12 protein-coding genes and 1 riboswitch are annotated in these 14312 nt (G+C 71.4%); of the genes, 3 read left to right on the top strand and 9 right to left on the bottom strand.

From position 1 onward, the window contains the following. Positions 1-25: 25 nt before the first annotated feature. The 9 genes from AB4K12_RS18095 to AB4K12_RS18055 form a co-directional block, all read right to left on the bottom strand. Positions 26-1588: a M1 family metallopeptidase gene (locus AB4K12_RS18095; RefSeq protein ID WP_368435133.1), complete on the bottom strand. Its 1563-nt coding sequence runs from the start codon at positions 1586-1588 to the stop codon at positions 26-28. A 105-nt stretch (positions 1589-1693) separates the two neighbouring features. Further along, positions 1694-2764, bottom strand: coding sequence for an ABC transporter ATP-binding protein (locus AB4K12_RS18090; RefSeq protein WP_368435132.1), 1071 nt, complete (start codon positions 2762-2764; stop codon positions 1694-1696). 11 nt (positions 2765-2775) lie between these two features. Beyond that, positions 2776-3855, bottom strand: coding sequence for an ABC transporter ATP-binding protein (locus AB4K12_RS18085; protein ID WP_368435131.1), 1080 nt, complete (start codon positions 3853-3855; stop codon positions 2776-2778). Further along, positions 3852-4850, bottom strand: coding sequence for an ABC transporter permease (locus tag AB4K12_RS18080; RefSeq protein ID WP_086571215.1), 999 nt, complete (start codon positions 4848-4850; stop codon positions 3852-3854). The genes AB4K12_RS18085 and AB4K12_RS18080 overlap by 4 nt, the downstream gene beginning before the upstream one ends. Before the next feature lie 117 nt (positions 4851-4967). Next, complete coding sequence (locus AB4K12_RS18075) at positions 4968-6740, bottom strand: ABC transporter substrate-binding protein (protein ID WP_368435130.1); 1773 nt, start codon at positions 6738-6740, stop codon at positions 4968-4970. Between the two features lie 115 nt (positions 6741-6855). Further along, positions 6856-7854, bottom strand: a complete 999-nt coding sequence (locus AB4K12_RS18070; RefSeq protein ID WP_362250507.1) for an ABC transporter permease — start codon at positions 7852-7854, stop codon at positions 6856-6858. A gap of 307 nt (positions 7855-8161) precedes the next feature. Beyond that, positions 8162-8950 (bottom strand): enhanced serine sensitivity protein SseB C-terminal domain-containing protein, encoded by a 789-nt coding sequence (locus AB4K12_RS18065; protein WP_086571222.1) that lies wholly within the window; start codon positions 8948-8950, stop codon positions 8162-8164. Between the two features lie 107 nt (positions 8951-9057). Next, the gene (locus tag AB4K12_RS18060) at positions 9058-9828 is read right to left on the bottom strand and encodes an enhanced serine sensitivity protein SseB (RefSeq protein WP_368435129.1); all 771 of its coding nucleotides are present in this window, start codon (positions 9826-9828) and stop codon (positions 9058-9060) included. A gap of 366 nt (positions 9829-10194) precedes the next feature. Next, positions 10195-10773 (bottom strand): AAA family ATPase, encoded by a 579-nt coding sequence (locus AB4K12_RS18055; RefSeq protein WP_368435289.1) that lies wholly within the window; start codon positions 10771-10773, stop codon positions 10195-10197. A gap of 275 nt (positions 10774-11048) precedes the next feature. Beyond that, positions 11049-11153, top strand: a riboswitch (glycine riboswitch). A 169-nt stretch (positions 11154-11322) separates the two neighbouring features. Between AB4K12_RS18055 and gcvT the strand changes: the two genes are divergently transcribed. The 3 genes from gcvT (at position 11323) to glyA (ending at position 14187) form a co-directional block, all read left to right on the top strand. Next, positions 11323-12438 (top strand): glycine cleavage system aminomethyltransferase GcvT, encoded by a 1116-nt coding sequence (gene gcvT / locus AB4K12_RS18050; RefSeq protein WP_368435128.1) that lies wholly within the window; start codon positions 11323-11325, stop codon positions 12436-12438. A 67-nt stretch (positions 12439-12505) separates the two neighbouring features. After that, complete coding sequence (gene gcvH / locus AB4K12_RS18045; protein ID WP_368435127.1) at positions 12506-12883, top strand: glycine cleavage system protein GcvH; 378 nt, start codon at positions 12506-12508, stop codon at positions 12881-12883. A 41-nt stretch (positions 12884-12924) separates the two neighbouring features. Beyond that, positions 12925-14187, top strand: a complete 1263-nt coding sequence (gene glyA, locus AB4K12_RS18040; RefSeq protein ID WP_362250517.1) for a serine hydroxymethyltransferase — start codon at positions 12925-12927, stop codon at positions 14185-14187. The last annotated feature ends 125 nt before the right edge of the window (positions 14188-14312 follow it).

Below are 14312 nucleotides of genomic sequence, written 5' to 3'. Positions count from 1 at the left end.
CGGGAGGCGGCCCGTCGGAGACCCTCTAGCGCCCGGACGGCAACGTGGGCCGGTTCCGGCTGGAGAGCCAGGTGTCGAAGAGAGGGCCCAGGTCCTTGCCGGAGACGCCCTCGGCGAGGCCGATGAACTGGGCGGTGCGGACGTTGCCGTGCCGGTGCAGCTTGGTCCACTTGCGCAGCAGCGTGAAGAAGGCCTTGTCGCCGACGCGCTCGCGGAGCATCTGCAGGGTCATCGCGCCCCGGAAGTAGACGGCCCGCGAGAGCATGGTCTCCCGCTGCGGATCGGCGATGTCGATCTTCCAGAAGGGGTCCTCGGGCTTGCGTTCGTTGTAGGCCTCGAGGAAGGACCGGTGGGTGCTCTTGCGCCCCTTGTGCTCGGCCCACAGCCACTCGGCGTAGGTGGCGAAGCCCTCGTTGAGCCATACGTCCTTCCACCGCTCGACCGAGACGGAGTTGCCGAACCACTGGTGGGCGACCTCGTGGACGATCGTGGACTCGTCGCGGACGGCCGAGTAGACGGGCTTGGTCTGGGTCTCCAGGGAGAAGCCGGCCTCGGGGATGTCGTCGACGATCGCGCCGGTCTCCTCGAAGGGGTAGGGGCCGAAGATCCGCGACCAGTAGTCCGTGGCCTCGGCCGTCAGCCCGTAGAAGTCGATCTGGCCGCCGGCCAGGGCGGGGTCGGTGGCGACGTAGATGGGGATGCCGCCGGGCGTGGTGCCCTTCTTGACGTCGAACTTCCCGATGGTGGCGGTGGCGAGGTAGGGCGCCATGGGCCGGGTCTCCCGCCAGTGGGCGACGGTGGTGGAGCCGCGGTCGTGCGTGGCCAGGAGCCGGCCGTTCGAGACGGCCGTCAGGCCCTTGGGCGCCCTGATCCGGATGTCGAAGGTCGCCTTGTCGGAGGGGTGGTCGCTGGAGGGGAACCAGGTGGAGGCCGCGTTGGGCTCGCAGGCGACGAAGACGCCGTCCTTGGTCCTCATCCAGCCGTACTTGGAGCCGAAGACAATGGGGCCGGTGAGCGGCCGGGGGACGCCTCCGTAGGCGACGGTGGTGGTGAAGGCGCGCCCCTTGGGGATCGGGAGCATCGGGCGGATCCTCAGCTCGGCGCCCTCCTGGGTGAAGGCGGCGGGCAGGCCGTTCACCTCGACCGAGGCGGCCCTGAGCTGCTGCAGGTCCAGGTGGAAGGAGGTCAGGCCCCGGGTGGCGCGGGCGGTGACGGTCGTCCGCCCGTCGAGGCGGCCGCTGTCCGGGGTGTAGCGGATGTCGAGGTCGTAGTGGCGGACGTCGAAGCCGCCGTTGCCCAGGCCCGGGAAGTAGGCGTCGCCGATGCCCGCCGAGCCGGGGCCGAGCGGGTGACCGGGGCGGGGGACGGAGGCGGGGCCGGCGGCTATCGCGCCGGCGGTCGCCGCCGCCGTGGCGAGGGCGAGGAGCCGGACCGGCCCCCGCCGGCGTATGAAGCCCTTGCCGGACAGACACCTGCGTAGGGAGTCCCGGCCGGGCAGAAGCCGCCGTAGGGAGTCCCGGCCGGGCAGACGCCGCCGTAGGAAGTCCCGGGCGGGCAGAAGCCGGCGTATCGCGGGGGAGAGTGCCATGAGCCGTCCCTTCGACCGCGCGATTCCCGCGTGCGGCGGCCGCACCGACTCCGCACCCTCCCCCTTCCCCACGGGCTCACGCCTGGCCTCAGCCTGTCATGACTCTCAGGTGACCGCACCTCGCGCTCCGGAGTCGCCGCCGTCCTCCGGGTGGTGGCAGGCAGCCGCGTGTCCCGGCCTCAGCGTCAGCAGCGGCGGCTCCTCGCGTGCGCAGATCTCGGTCGCCTTCCAGCAGCGGGTGTGGAAGCGGCATCCGGACGGCGGCGAGATCGGCGAGGGCACGTCGCCCTTGAGCAGGATCCGCCCCCCGCCGCCGGAGGGCTCCCCCGTCCGCCGGGTGCGCCGCGCGGGGTCCGGCACGGGCACGGCGGACAGCAGGGCCCGGGTGTACGGGTGCAGGGGCGCGGTGTAGAGCGGGGTGCGGTCGGCGAGCTCGACGATCTTGCCCAGGTACATCACCGCGATACGGTCCGAGACGTGCCGGATGACCGACAGGTCGTGGGCGATGATGACGTACGTCAGCCCCAGCTCCTCCTGGAGGTCGTCCAGCAGGTTGACCACCTGGGCCTGGATGGAGACGTCCAGCGCGGAGACGGGCTCGTCCGCGACCACGAGCTTCGGCTTGAGGGCCAGGGCGCGGGCGATGCCGATGCGCTGGCGCTGGCCGCCGGAGAACTCGTGCGGATAGCGGTTGTAGTGCTCGGGGTTGAGGCCCACGAGCCCCAGCAGCCGCTGGACCTCCTTCTTCACCCCGCCCTCGGGCGTGATGCCCTGCAGGCGGAACGGCGCGCCGACGATCGTGCCGACGGTGTGCCGGGGGTTCAGCGAGGAGTACGGGTCCTGGAAGATCATCTGGACGTCGCGGCGCATCGGGCGCATCCCGGCGACGCCGAGGTGGGTGATGTCCCGCCCCTCGAACTCGATGCGCCCGGCGGTGGGTTCGAGCAGCCGGGTGATCAGCCGGCCCATGGTCGACTTGCCGCAGCCGGACTCGCCGACGACGCCCAGGGTCTCCCCGGGCCGGACGTCGAAGGTCAGGCCGTCGACGGCCTGCACCGCGCCCGTCCGGCGGCGCAGCAGGCCCTTGGTGATGGGGAAGTGCTTGACCAGGCCGTCGACCTTCAGCAGCGGCGCGGCCGGCTCCGGCGACGCGGACGGCTGCCCGGGAATCGTCATCTCATGACCCTTCACAGCTTCGGCGCGATCTCTTCGGTCCAGATCCGCGCCCGTTCCTCGTGCGTCATGTGGCAGGCGGAGTGGTGCCCGTCCGTGCCCGGCACCAGGGCGAGCTCCGGCCGCTCGGTACGGGTGATCCCGCCGGCGGGGACGTCGGCGTAGGGGCAGCGCGGGCTGAAGGCGCAGCCGGGCGGCACGTCGATCAGGCTGGGCGGCGAGCCCTTGACGGGGATCAGCCGCTCGGTCTGCTCGCGGTCGATGCGCGGCATCGAGCCCAGCAGGCCCCAGGTGTAGGGGTGCTGGGGCCGGTGGAAGACCTGCTCGGCGGGGCCGCGCTCGACGCAGCGGCCGCCGTACATCACCAGGATGTCGTCGGCGAGCTCGGCGACGACCCCCAGGTCGTGGGTGATGATGATGACGGCGGAGCCGAACTCCTGCTGCAGGTCGCGGATGAGGTCGAGGATCTGCGCCTGGACGGTGACGTCCAGGGCGGTGGTGGGCTCGTCCGCGATGAGCAGCTCGGGGTTGTTGACCAGGGCCATCGCGATCATCGCGCGCTGGCGCATGCCGCCGGAGAACTGGTGGGGGTAGTCGTCGGCCCGCTGGTCGGGCTGCGGGATGCCGACGCGGTCCAGCAGCTCGACGGCGCGCTTGCGGGCGGTCTTCTTGTCGACGTCGTGGTGGACGCGGTAGGCCTCGACGATCTGGGCGCCGACGGTGAAGTAGGGGTGCATGGCCGACAGCGGGTCCTGGAAGATCATCGCCATCTCGCGGCCGCGCAGCCGCCGCACCTCGTCGGGGTCGGCGCTCATCAGTTCCTTGCCGTCCAGCCAGATCTCGCCGCTGATCCGGGCCCGGCGGCGGCCGTACTGGCCGACGGTGTGCAGGCCCATGATGCCCAGCGAGGTGACGGACTTCCCGGAGCCGGACTCGCCGACGATGCCGAGGGTGCGGCCCTTCTCCAGCCGGAAGGAGAGCCCGTCGACGCTCCTGACCAGGCCGTCGTCGGTGGGGAAGTGGATGCGCAGGTCGCGCACCTCGAGGAACGCGTCCGGCGGGGGTCCGGGGGCGGGTACGGGTGCGGTCGTCACGAGAGCCTCACTCGGGGGTCGATCACGGCGTACAGGAGGTCCACCACGAGGTTGGCCAGGACGACCGCGGCTGCGGCGATGAGCGTCACGCCGAGGATCAGCGGCAGGTCGCGGTCGCCGATCGCCTTCACGGCCGCCTGACCGAGGCCGGGCAGGTTGAAGGTGGTCTCGGTGAGGATCGCGCCGCCGACGAGGGCGCCGAGGTCCATGCCGAGGATGGTCAGCACGGGGGTCATGGTGGAGCGCATGGCGTGCTTGCCGATGACGACCGGCTCCCGCAGTCCCTTGGCGCGGGCGGTGCGGATGTAGTCCTCGCCGAGGATCTCCAGCATGGTGGCCCTGGTGAGGCGGGCGTACATGGCGGCGTAGAGGAAGGCGAGGGTGACCCAGGGCAGGATGAGACCGCCGAACCACTCCCCCGGGCTCTCGGCGAAGTCGACGTACTCGCCGTCGAGCCAGCCCAGTCCGTAGGAGAAGACCGCGAGCGAGAGCAGGCCGGTGAAGTAGATCGGCAGCGAGACGCCGCCGAGGGCGACGGTCATGGCCGCGCGGTCCCACAGGCTGCCCCGCTTGAGCGCGGAGACGACGCCCGTGATCACTCCGCCCAGCAGCCACAGCACGCAGGCGCCGGCGGCGAGCGAGAGGGTCACCGGCAGCCGGTCCTGGAGCACCGGCCAGATGTCCTGCTCGGTGCGGAAGGAGTAGCCGAAGCAGGGCACGTCGCAGTGGACCGAGGTGCCGCCGCCGGTGTAGTCGCGGCCGGCGACGATGCCGGAGACGAAGTGCCAGAACTGGACCAGGACGGGGTCGCCGAGCTCCAGCTTCTGCCTGATGCCCTCGATGGTCTCGGGGTCCGCCTGCTTGCCGACGTACAGCAGGGCCGGGTCGGAACCGGTGAGCTTGGGGATGGCGAAGAAGATGCCGAAGGTCACCAGGGTGACCACGAGCAGCATCACGATGACGGCGACCAGCCGCCTGACGATGTATGCGAACACTGCGGTCGGCCCGGCGGCCGGCCCCGGGAACCGTGACGGTCCCCGGGGCCGCCGCGCGCGGCCCTCACCTGCCCTTCGGGGCCTGGCGGCGGGTGTGCCGGCTGAGCGGACGGACGGTCACTTGGCGACGCCCAGCGAGGCGTAGTCGTAGCGGCCGTTGTAGGCGTCGGAGGTGTAGACGTTGGTCAGCCGCGAGCTGCGCCAGATGATGTTCTTCTCGAAGACGAAGGGCAGGTACCAGCCGCCCTCGGTGACCTTCTTGTTGGCCTCCTGGAAGAGCTTCCCGGCCTTGGCCGGGTCGGTCTCCGCGATGGCCTGGTCGTAGAGCTTGTTGATCGCGGGGTCGTTGATCTCGCCGTAGTTGTTGTTGCCGCTGTCGAGGATGAACCGGCCGTCGGTCAGGGGCTGCAGGAAGCCCTGGCCGCTGGGGAAGTCGGCGCCCCAGCCCATGATGATGATGCCGTAGCCCTTGGACTTGACGTTCTTGGGCGCCCCGATGATGCCGGTGGTCTGGGCGCCGTCGTACTGGTCGATGTCGCTCTGGATGCCGACCTTCTTCAGCGCCGCCTGCAGCGACTCGGCGGTGGCGATCTCCGGCGGCTTGTTGTTGCGGACGGCGATGGTGGTCTTGAAGCCCTCCGGCTTGCCGCAGGCCTTCAGCTCCTCCTTGGCCTTGCCGAGGTCGGGCTTGCCCTGCTTGAGCTGGAACGGGTCGTAGCCGGGGTCGTAGCCCTCCACCGACGGCGGGATCATGCCGGTGGCGAGGTCGCCGCCCGCGTCGGGGCCGCCGCGGGCGGTCTGCAGCGAGGTGTGGTCGGCGGCGTAGATGACGGCCTTGCGGCAGTGCTCGTTGTCGAACGGCGCCACGGTCTGGGGGAAGACCGCGTAGCGGATGAAGCCGGTCTGGGGGTTGTCGACGTTCGCCTTGGCCGACTGCAGGGCCTTCTGGCGGCCGGCCGAGCCCATGCCGGTGGCGTTGATGTCGAGGTCGTAGTCGCCGGCGATCAGGCGGTTGTCCATGTCGTCGGCGTTGGTGGAGAGCTTGACCGTGATCTTGTCGGGCAGCGCCTTGCGGACGGGGTCGGACTCCCGCTTCCACTTCTCGTTGCGCACCAGCTCCAGGCCCTTGTTGGGGGTGTACGACACCCACCGGTAGGGGCCGCTGGAGAACGGCTTCTGCCCGTACTTCTCCGCGGTGTCCTTGTCCGGGCGCACGGGGGCGGCGGCGGGCAGCGCCAGCATCTGCGGGAAGTCGCCGTTGGCCTTGGGCAGCTTGAAGACGATGGTCTTGTCATCCGGCGTCTCGATCGCCTTCAGCCCGAGCTTGTCGGGGCTGTCGTCCTTGTACGGGCCCTTGTAGGTCTTGTCCGGGTCGAGGGCCTGCATGAGCCACAGCGGGCCGCCGGAGATCTTGTCCTGGGCCCAGGTGCGCTCGATGCCGTACTTGATGTGCTTGGACGTGACCGGCTGGCCGTCCTCCCAGGTCAGGCCATCCCTGAGGGTGAAGGTGTAGGTCTTCTTGTCGGCCGAGACCTTGCCGGTGTCGGTGGCCATGTCGGGGACGACGGCCCGGCTCTCCTTGCCGGGCGCCGCCTTCGGGGTGACCAGCGTGCGGGTGTAGAAGCGGGCGAAGTCCCACATGAAGCCGTAGTAGCCGCGCTGCGGGTCCCAGGAGTCGGCGTCCTGGGTGCCGATGAACCGCAGCTCGCCGCCCTTCTTGTCGGAGGCGCTCGCCACCTTGTCGATGCCGGCGTTGAACCCCGGGGCCTTGCCACCGTGCTTGCCGTCCTTGCCGCCACCGCCGCCGCAGGCGGTGGTGCCGACCAGGGCCGCGACCACGAGGGCCGCCCCCGCGGCGAGTGCGCGCCGGGAGTTTCTCTGGGTTGCCAAGATGTCGCGACCTCCGTGATTGTCGCCGGCCCGGGGGCCGGCGGTGTTCGGGAACGGCCTCCTGACGGGACGACAGGGGCGGTGTACGACCGGAAGCGGGCGGTGGTGCGGGCGGCTAGCGCGAGCCCTTCGGGTCCAGCGCGTCGCGCACGCCGTCGCCGAAGAGGTTGAACGCCAGCACGGTGACGAAGATGGCCACACCCGGGATGATCATGAACATCGGGTCGGCCTCGTAGGTCGTGACGGCCTTGGAGAGCATCTGTCCCCAGGAGGCGGTCGGCGGTTTGACCCCCGCGCCCAGGAAGCTCAGCGCGGCCTCGGTGAGCACGTTGGTCGGGATCATCAGGGTGGTGTAGACGGTGATGGGCGCCACCAGGTTGGGCAGCAGCTCGCGGAAGAGGATGTAGCCGCGGCCCGCGCCCAGGCTGCGCGCCGCCTCCACGTACTCCCGCTCCCGCAGCGAGAGGGTCTGGCCGCGCACGATGCGCCCCACGTACGGCCAGCCGAAGAAGCCGATCACGGCGATCAGCACGGCCATCCGCACGCCCGACCCCTGCAGTCCCCACAGCGAGTTGGGCACCACGGACACCAGCGCGATGATGAACAGCAGCTGGGGGAAGGCGAGCAGCAGGTCCATCACCCGGCTGACGACGGCGTCGACCCAGCCGCCGAAGTAGCCGGCGACGATCCCGAACACCGTGCCGAGCGCCACCGCGACGAGCGCCGAGAGGAAGGCCACGAGCAGCGAGACCCGGGCGCCGTAGACGACCCGGCTGAAGACGTCGCGGCCGTTGCCCGGCTCGACGCCGAAGAGGAAGTCCGAACTGATGCCTCCCCAGGACCCCTTGGGGGTGCTGAAGAACGGATCAATCGTTTCTTCATGGAATTCGTTCGGCGGGTGCCCCAGCAGCCCCACGATGAGCGGGGCGAAGGCCGCCACCAGGATGAGCAGCAGGACGACGACCCCGCCGGCGAGCGCCACCCTGTCGCGTTTGAGGCGCATCCAGGCGATGCGCCACGGGGAACGCCCCTCGATGGCCTTGCCGGGCACGTCGGCGGCGACATCGACGGCGGCGGCCCCTGCCGCGCCCGTATCGTGCAGTGGTGCCGTCATGTCTGGTGGACCCCTCTCGGCCGGATGCCGCCGGCCCAACGCCCTCCGCCGCGAAGGCGGAGGTTCACATCACTGGTGCGAGTGGTGCGATTTGTGCGGTGGTGCGAGGACGTTCACGCGGAGCGGGTCGTGCGGAGCGGGTCGTGCGGCCCGCGCCACAGCGCGGGTCGTCGGGGCCGTCGGCCCTTGTTGGCGGGAGTCTTCAATGTGGCGCCGATCACCCGCCAGACGTCGTCGGCAATGGATGCGCAACCGTGATGTGCGTAGGAAGGTTCCGTTATACGGACAGTGGGGCGCCGTCCGGCGGTCAGTACGCGCCGGCCTGCCAGCCCTGCTGCGGGGGGTAGCCGTAGCCACCCGTCGGCGCGGCGGCGCCGCCGTAGGCGTCACGGTCGAAGAAGGGACGGGCGTTGGCCCGCATCCACATGGCGACCGGGTCGTACTCGTCCGCCATCGACACCGTCGACACCGGCAGCCCCTCCGGGACCACCCCGATCGACTGCTGCATCATCAACCGCACCGACTCCACGGCCGCCGGAGAGGTGTCGTACAGGTCCAGCCCGATCGCCAGGTACGGCGAGCCCAGCGCGGGCTGCACCCAGGCACGGCGCAGCGCCCGGACCGCGGGCGTGCGGTGGGCGTTCTGCCCGAGCAGGGCGTAGAACTGCGGAATGTCCACCGCCGGTTCGCTCAGCCGCAGGGGGCCGGCCGGCAGCCGGTCCAGGCCCGCGGTGATCCGGCGCAGGTCCGGCCAGGGAATGCCGACGCCGCCGCCGGGCGCGTGCGGGTTGAGCCACAGGCCCCAGCGGTCGGGGTAGAGGGTCGCCGCCACGTCCCGGCCCGTGACGACCTCGTGGGCGCGGTTCCAGCCGCTGGCGGCGAGCTCCTGGGCGGACGTCACACAGGGCGCGTAACCCAGCCCGTCGACCTGCATGTTGCCGTACTGCGCGTCGGGCGAGCCGGCCTGCCCGTGCCACAGCAGCATCCACACCCGGCCCTCGGCGAGAGCGCGCAACAGCGCCTCATAGGTGTCGTACCGGCCGGGCGCCACCTGGCGCAGCACCTGCTCCACGCCGCTCTCCGCGCCCGCGCTCACCTGGGTCCGCCTTCTCTCTCGGCCGCCTTACGGGTCCCGTCACCCCGTACGGTCATCCAACCAGCTTACGAGGCCGGGGCCGCGGGCAAGAGAGCTGTCCGCGCTGTTCACAGGTCACGGTCGTAGAACGGACGCAGCCGGTCCCGCATCCAGTCGGCCACGGGATCGCGTGCGACGTCCAGGAACACCAGTTGAACGGGCCAGGGCACGGGGGCCTCGCCCAGCGCCCGGCCGAGGGCCTCCAGCGCGGCCGTCCGGCCCGCCGGATCGGGCAGCTCCAGCTCCACGCCCACGAACAGCGCGGGCTCCCCGCCCTCCACGCTCGCCAGCGCGCGGCGGGCCGTACGCACCACCTGCCGCTGTCCGGCGAACTCCAGCCCGGCCGCCGCCAGGAAAGCCGTCGGCTCCTCCTGCCAGTCCGGCTCGAAGAGACGCACCCGGCCGCCCGACGGCTCACCCTCGAGGAGGATGCGGCCGGCCCGGCACAGCTCGGCGACCGCCGGCGGCGGCAGCGGGGCCCCGACCGTGCCCTCGGGGTTGAGGACGATCCCCACCTGCGGGGGCAGGCCGCGCGCGAACTCGACGGCGGGGGCCACGGCGAACGACATCTGCTCGCCCATCACCCGCAGGAACTCCGCGTGCGAGGTGAACACCGGCACGTAGGCGGCGCCGTTCAGTTCGAGCGTGGGCAGGTCCAGGCCGGCGCTGTCCGGCCCGCCGCCGCCCGGCAGCGGTATCCACACGCTGCTGCGCCCCAGCGCCTCGACGATGCGGCCGCCGGCCTCGGGCCCGGCCGCGCCCAGTGAGGCGGCCAGCACCTCTTCGAGTTCGTTACCGGGCCAGCCGGCGGCGGCGCCGTGCGGTTCGGGGTTGCTCATGGCCCAGCACCTTAACGGCTGCGCCTGGGCTGGGGTGGTGCGGGGTGCGTCGGTGGGGCGGGGCCGGGGCGGGAGGGGCCGGGCCCTTACGGGACTGGATTATTTACGGCCCGGAGCCCTCTACCGGCTTGGTCACCCCGCACTTGGGCCGCAAATAACCCTGACGTCCCTCCCAGGGCCCGGCCCCTCCCACCCCGACCCCTCCGGCCGGATCGCACCCACGGGTGGGCGGGTGGGTGGGTGGGGTTGCGGGCGGGTGGGCAATCGCCCGCCGGTTTGTGGGCAATCGTTCCGCTGGGCGGAACGGGTGGGCACAAACCCCGACCACCGGGCCGCACCCGTACCCGTACCCCCGGTGCCGGGCACCTAGCCGAACGTGATCGCCAACAGCGCGTCAGCGCCCCGGCGGTCCAGGACCGTCACCGACTCCGCCCCAGCGGGCCGGCGGCCCGCCGCCGCCGCGGCCGTCAGGCCGGCCATCGCGCGCCGATGGCGCGCGAAGGCGTAGGCCGAGACGCCCCGCCCCCGCGCCGCCTGCCCGGCCAGGGCAGTCACCGGGTCGACGGCGAGGAGCAGGACGTGCACCGACCCACCCCGCCGCCGCGCCTCACGGGCGAGCCAGCGGCGCACCACGCTGCGCTGGCCGCAGTCGTGGACGACGACGCTCTGCTCCGAGCGCAGGGCGCGCCACAGGGACGCGTAGTGGACGAGGCGCGCGAAAGGCCGGTAGGCCGCGTACGGCACGCGGCGCGGCATCCGTCGTTCCACGCGCTCGCGCGCGTCCTGGGAGTCCACCCGCCGCACGGGCGCGCCCCGGCCGTCCGCCGCGGCCACCACGCGCCGCATCAGCGTGGATTTTCCGCTGCCGGGCAGCCCGGAGACCACGAGCAGGTCGCCGAGCGGGTAGCGCAGTTCCGCGGCCGTGCGGCCACGTAGGTCGAGCACCCCCGCCGGGCGCACCGCCGGCGCCGTGGGCGCCTTTCTGCCGGCAGCCGCCTGCACGTCCGTACGCGTACGCACTGTGATCGCCTTCCCTCCCCCGTCGTTCCCTGCCCCCTACCCATGGAACGTAAAGAAAAGGTAATCCAATTCATGGGACCGGGGGCAGTCCTTCATACGCCCTTACGTGCAATGATGTGCGCGCCAGCAGCACCCCACGCACCACCCGGATCGTGCACGACCGTGCATGACCCAGCGCAACCAACTGCATACCGGCCGCTCGAATCCGCGCGGGAGAGTCCCAGGCGGCACACACCGTGTGCGCTGGGCGCCGAAGGAGCAAGTTCCTCCCTTGAATCTCTCAGGCCCCGTACCGCGCGGGTGAGGCAGATCTGAAAAGCGGGCCCCCGCCGCGGTGCGGTGGCGGCCCCACCCAAGGTGCAAGCCGAGAACTCCCCTCATGGAGCTCTCGGTGAACCTCTCAGGTTCCGATGACAGATGGGGAGGCCGCCTTTCGAGGTATTCCTCCGCGACTGACTGCCCGGGAGCCTGACCATGACGAACGCCCCCCGCCACACCGCCCTCGACGCGCTGCACCGCGCCCTCGGCGCGATGATGACCGACTTCGCGGGCTGGGACATGCCCCTGCGCTACGGCAGCGAGCGCGACGAGCACGTCGCCGTCCGCACCCGCGCCGGGCTCTTCGACCTCTCCCACATGGGCGAGATCACCCTTACGGGCCCCCAGGCGGGCCAGGCCCTGGACTACGCCCTCGTCGGCAACCTCTCGGCGCTCGCCGTCGGCCGCGCGCGCTACACCATGATCTGCGACGCCGAGGGCGGCATCCTGGACGACCTGATCGTCTACCGCCTGGCCGAGCAGGAGTACATGGTCGTGGCCAACGCCTCCAACGCCCAGGTGGTGCTGGACGCGCTCACCGAGCGCGCCGCGGGCTTCGAGACGACCGTCCGCGACGACCGCGACGCCTACGCGCTGATCGCCGTCCAGGGACCGGCTTCCCCCGGCATCCTGAAGTCCGTGACGGACGCCGACCTGGACGGGCTGAAGTACTACGCGGGCCTTCCGGGCACCGTCGCGGGCGTGCCCGCGCTGATCGCCCGTACCGGCTACACCGGCGAGGACGGCTTCGAGCTGTTCGTCGCCCCCGGCGACGCCGAGAAGCTGTGGCAGGCGCTGACCGAGGCGGGCGCGGACGCCGGCCTGGTCCCCTGCGGCCTCTCCTGCCGTGACACGCTGCGCCTGGAGGCGGGCATGCCGCTGTACGGGCACGAGCTGACCACCGCCACCACCCCGTTCGACGCGGGGCTGGGCCGGGTCGTGAAGTTCGACAAGGAGGGTGACTTCGTGGGCCGGGCGGCGCTCGAGGCCGCCGCCGAGCGGGCCGCGAGCGCGCCGCCGCGCAAGCTGGTCGGGCTGGTCGCCCAGGGCCGCCGGGTGCCGCGGGCCGGATTCGCGGTCACCGTCGGCGGCGAGGTCGTCGGCGAGGTCACCTCGGGCGCCCCCTCCCCCACCCTCGGCAAGCCGATCGCGATCGCCTACGTGGACGCGGCGCACGCGGCGCCGGGTACGGAAGGGGTGGCCGTGGACATTCGCGGCGCCCACGAGCCCTACGAGGTCGTCGCTCTGCCCTTCTACAAGCGGACCCGCTGAAACCCTCTCATCTCATCTGTCAAGACCCCTTGCACAAGCACTCTCGCGCGTACAGGAGAATCTAGCCATGAGCAACCCCCAGCAGCTGCGCTACACCAAGGAGCACGAGTGGCTGTCGGCCACCGACGAGAACGGTGTGGCGACCGTCGGCATCACGGAATTCGCGGCCAACGCGCTCGGTGATGTCGTCTACGCCCAGCTCCCGGCCGTCGGTGACGCGGTCGCCGCGGGTGAGACCTGTGGTGAGCTGGAGTCCACCAAGTCGGTCAGCGACCTCTACGCCCCGGTGACCGGCGAGGTCGTCGAGGCCAACCAGGACGTCGTGGACGACCCCTCGCTGGTGAACTCCGCCCCCTTCGAGGGCGGCTGGCTGTTCAAGGTGAAGATCACGGACGAGCCGGCGGACCTGCTGACCGCCGACGAGTACACCGCCTTCGCCGGCTGATCCCGCCCACCTCCTCCCGCCAGGAAGTCCAGGAAGAACTCATGTCGCTTCTGAACAGCTCCCTCCATGAGCTCGACCCCGACGTCGCCGCCGCTGTCGACGCCGAACTCCACCGCCAGCAGTCCACCCTCGAGATGATCGCCTCGGAGAACTTCGCTCCGGTCGCGGTCATGGAGGCCCAGGGCTCGGTCCTCACCAACAAGTACGCCGAGGGCTACCCGGGCCGCCGCTACTACGGCGGCTGCGAGCACGTCGACGTCGTCGAGCAGATCGCGATCGACCGCATCAAGGCGCTCTTCGGCGCCGAGCACGCCAACGTGCAGCCGCACTCCGGCGCGCAGGCCAACGCCGCGGCCATGTTCGCCCTGCTCAGCCCCGGCGACACCATCCTGGGTCTGAACCTCGCCCACGGCGGGCACCTGACCCACGGCATGAAGATCAACTTCTCCGGCAAGCTCTACAACGTGGTCGCCTACCACGTCGACGAGCAGACCAACCGGGTCGACATGGACGAGGTCGAGCGCCTCGCCAAGGAGCACCGCCCGAAGCTGATCGTCGCCGGCTGGTCCGCCTACCCGCGTCAGCTGGACTTCGCGGCCTTCCGCCGGATCGCCGACGAGGTCGGTGCGTACCTGATGGTCGACATGGCCCACTTCGCGGGCCTGGTCGCCGCGGGTCTGCACCCCAACCCGGTGCCGCACGCCCATGTCGTCACCACCACCACCCACAAGACCCTGGGCGGCCCCCGCGGCGGTGTGATCCTCTCCACGGCCGAGCTGGCCAAGAAGATCAACTCCGCGGTCTTCCCCGGTCAGCAGGGTGGCCCGCTCGAGCACGTGATCGCGGCGAAGGCGGTGTCCTTCAAGGTCGCGGCGAGCGAGGAGTTCAAGGAGCGCCAGCAGCGTACGCTGGAGGGCGCGAAGATCCTGGCCGAGCGCCTGGTTCGCGACGACGTCGCCGAGGTGGGCGTCTCCGTCCTGTCCGGCGGCACGGACGTGCACCTGGTCCTGGTGGACCTGCGCAACTCCGAGCTGGACGGCCAGCAGGCCGAGGACCGCCTCCACGAGGTGGGCATCACGGTCAACCGCAACGCCATCCCGAACGACCCGCGTCCCCCGATGGTCACCTCGGGCCTGCGGATCGGCACCCCGGCGCTGGCGACGCGAGGCTTCCAGGCGGAGGACTTCCGTGAGGTCGCCGACATCATCGCCGAGGCCCTCAAGCCGGGCTTCGACGTCGAGGGCCTGCGCGGCCGCGTCACCGCCCTGGCGGCGAAGCACCCGCTGTACCCCGGGCTGAAGTAGGGCCGACGCACGGGATTCACCGGTCGGTGCGGGGCACTGGGCACGCTGCGAGGTGTGCCCGGTGCCCCGCGTCACGACCGGGGCCCGTCGCCTCCTGCCCCGGCGCCGCCGTGTGAGAACACCCA

The sequence above is a fragment of the Streptomyces sp. C36 genome, from assembly GCF_040932295.1.
In the GTDB taxonomy this organism is placed as follows: Bacteria; Actinomycetota; Actinomycetes; order Streptomycetales; family Streptomycetaceae; genus Streptomyces; species Streptomyces triculaminicus.
This window is presented reverse-complemented; position numbering and strand designations above follow the sequence as displayed.

Bases quoted from the DNA above. Each gene is read 5' to 3' on its own strand.
- AB4K12_RS18095 (WP_368435133.1), bottom strand. From the start codon at position 1,588: ATGGCACTCTCCCCCGCGATACGCCGGCTTCTGCCCGCCCGGGACTTC.
- AB4K12_RS18090 (WP_368435132.1), bottom strand. From the start codon at position 2,764: ATGACGATTCCCGGGCAGCCGTCCGCGTCGCCGGAGCCGGCCGCGCCG.
- AB4K12_RS18070 (WP_362250507.1), bottom strand. From the start codon at position 7,854: ATGACGGCACCACTGCACGATACGGGCGCGGCAGGGGCCGCCGCCGTC.
- AB4K12_RS18060 (WP_368435129.1), bottom strand. From the start codon at position 9,828: ATGAGCAACCCCGAACCGCACGGCGCCGCCGCCGGCTGGCCCGGTAAC.
- gcvT (WP_368435128.1), top strand. From the start codon at position 11,323: ATGACGAACGCCCCCCGCCACACCGCCCTCGACGCGCTGCACCGCGCC.
- gcvH (WP_368435127.1), top strand. From the start codon at position 12,506: ATGAGCAACCCCCAGCAGCTGCGCTACACCAAGGAGCACGAGTGGCTG.
- glyA (WP_362250517.1), top strand. From the start codon at position 12,925: ATGTCGCTTCTGAACAGCTCCCTCCATGAGCTCGACCCCGACGTCGCC.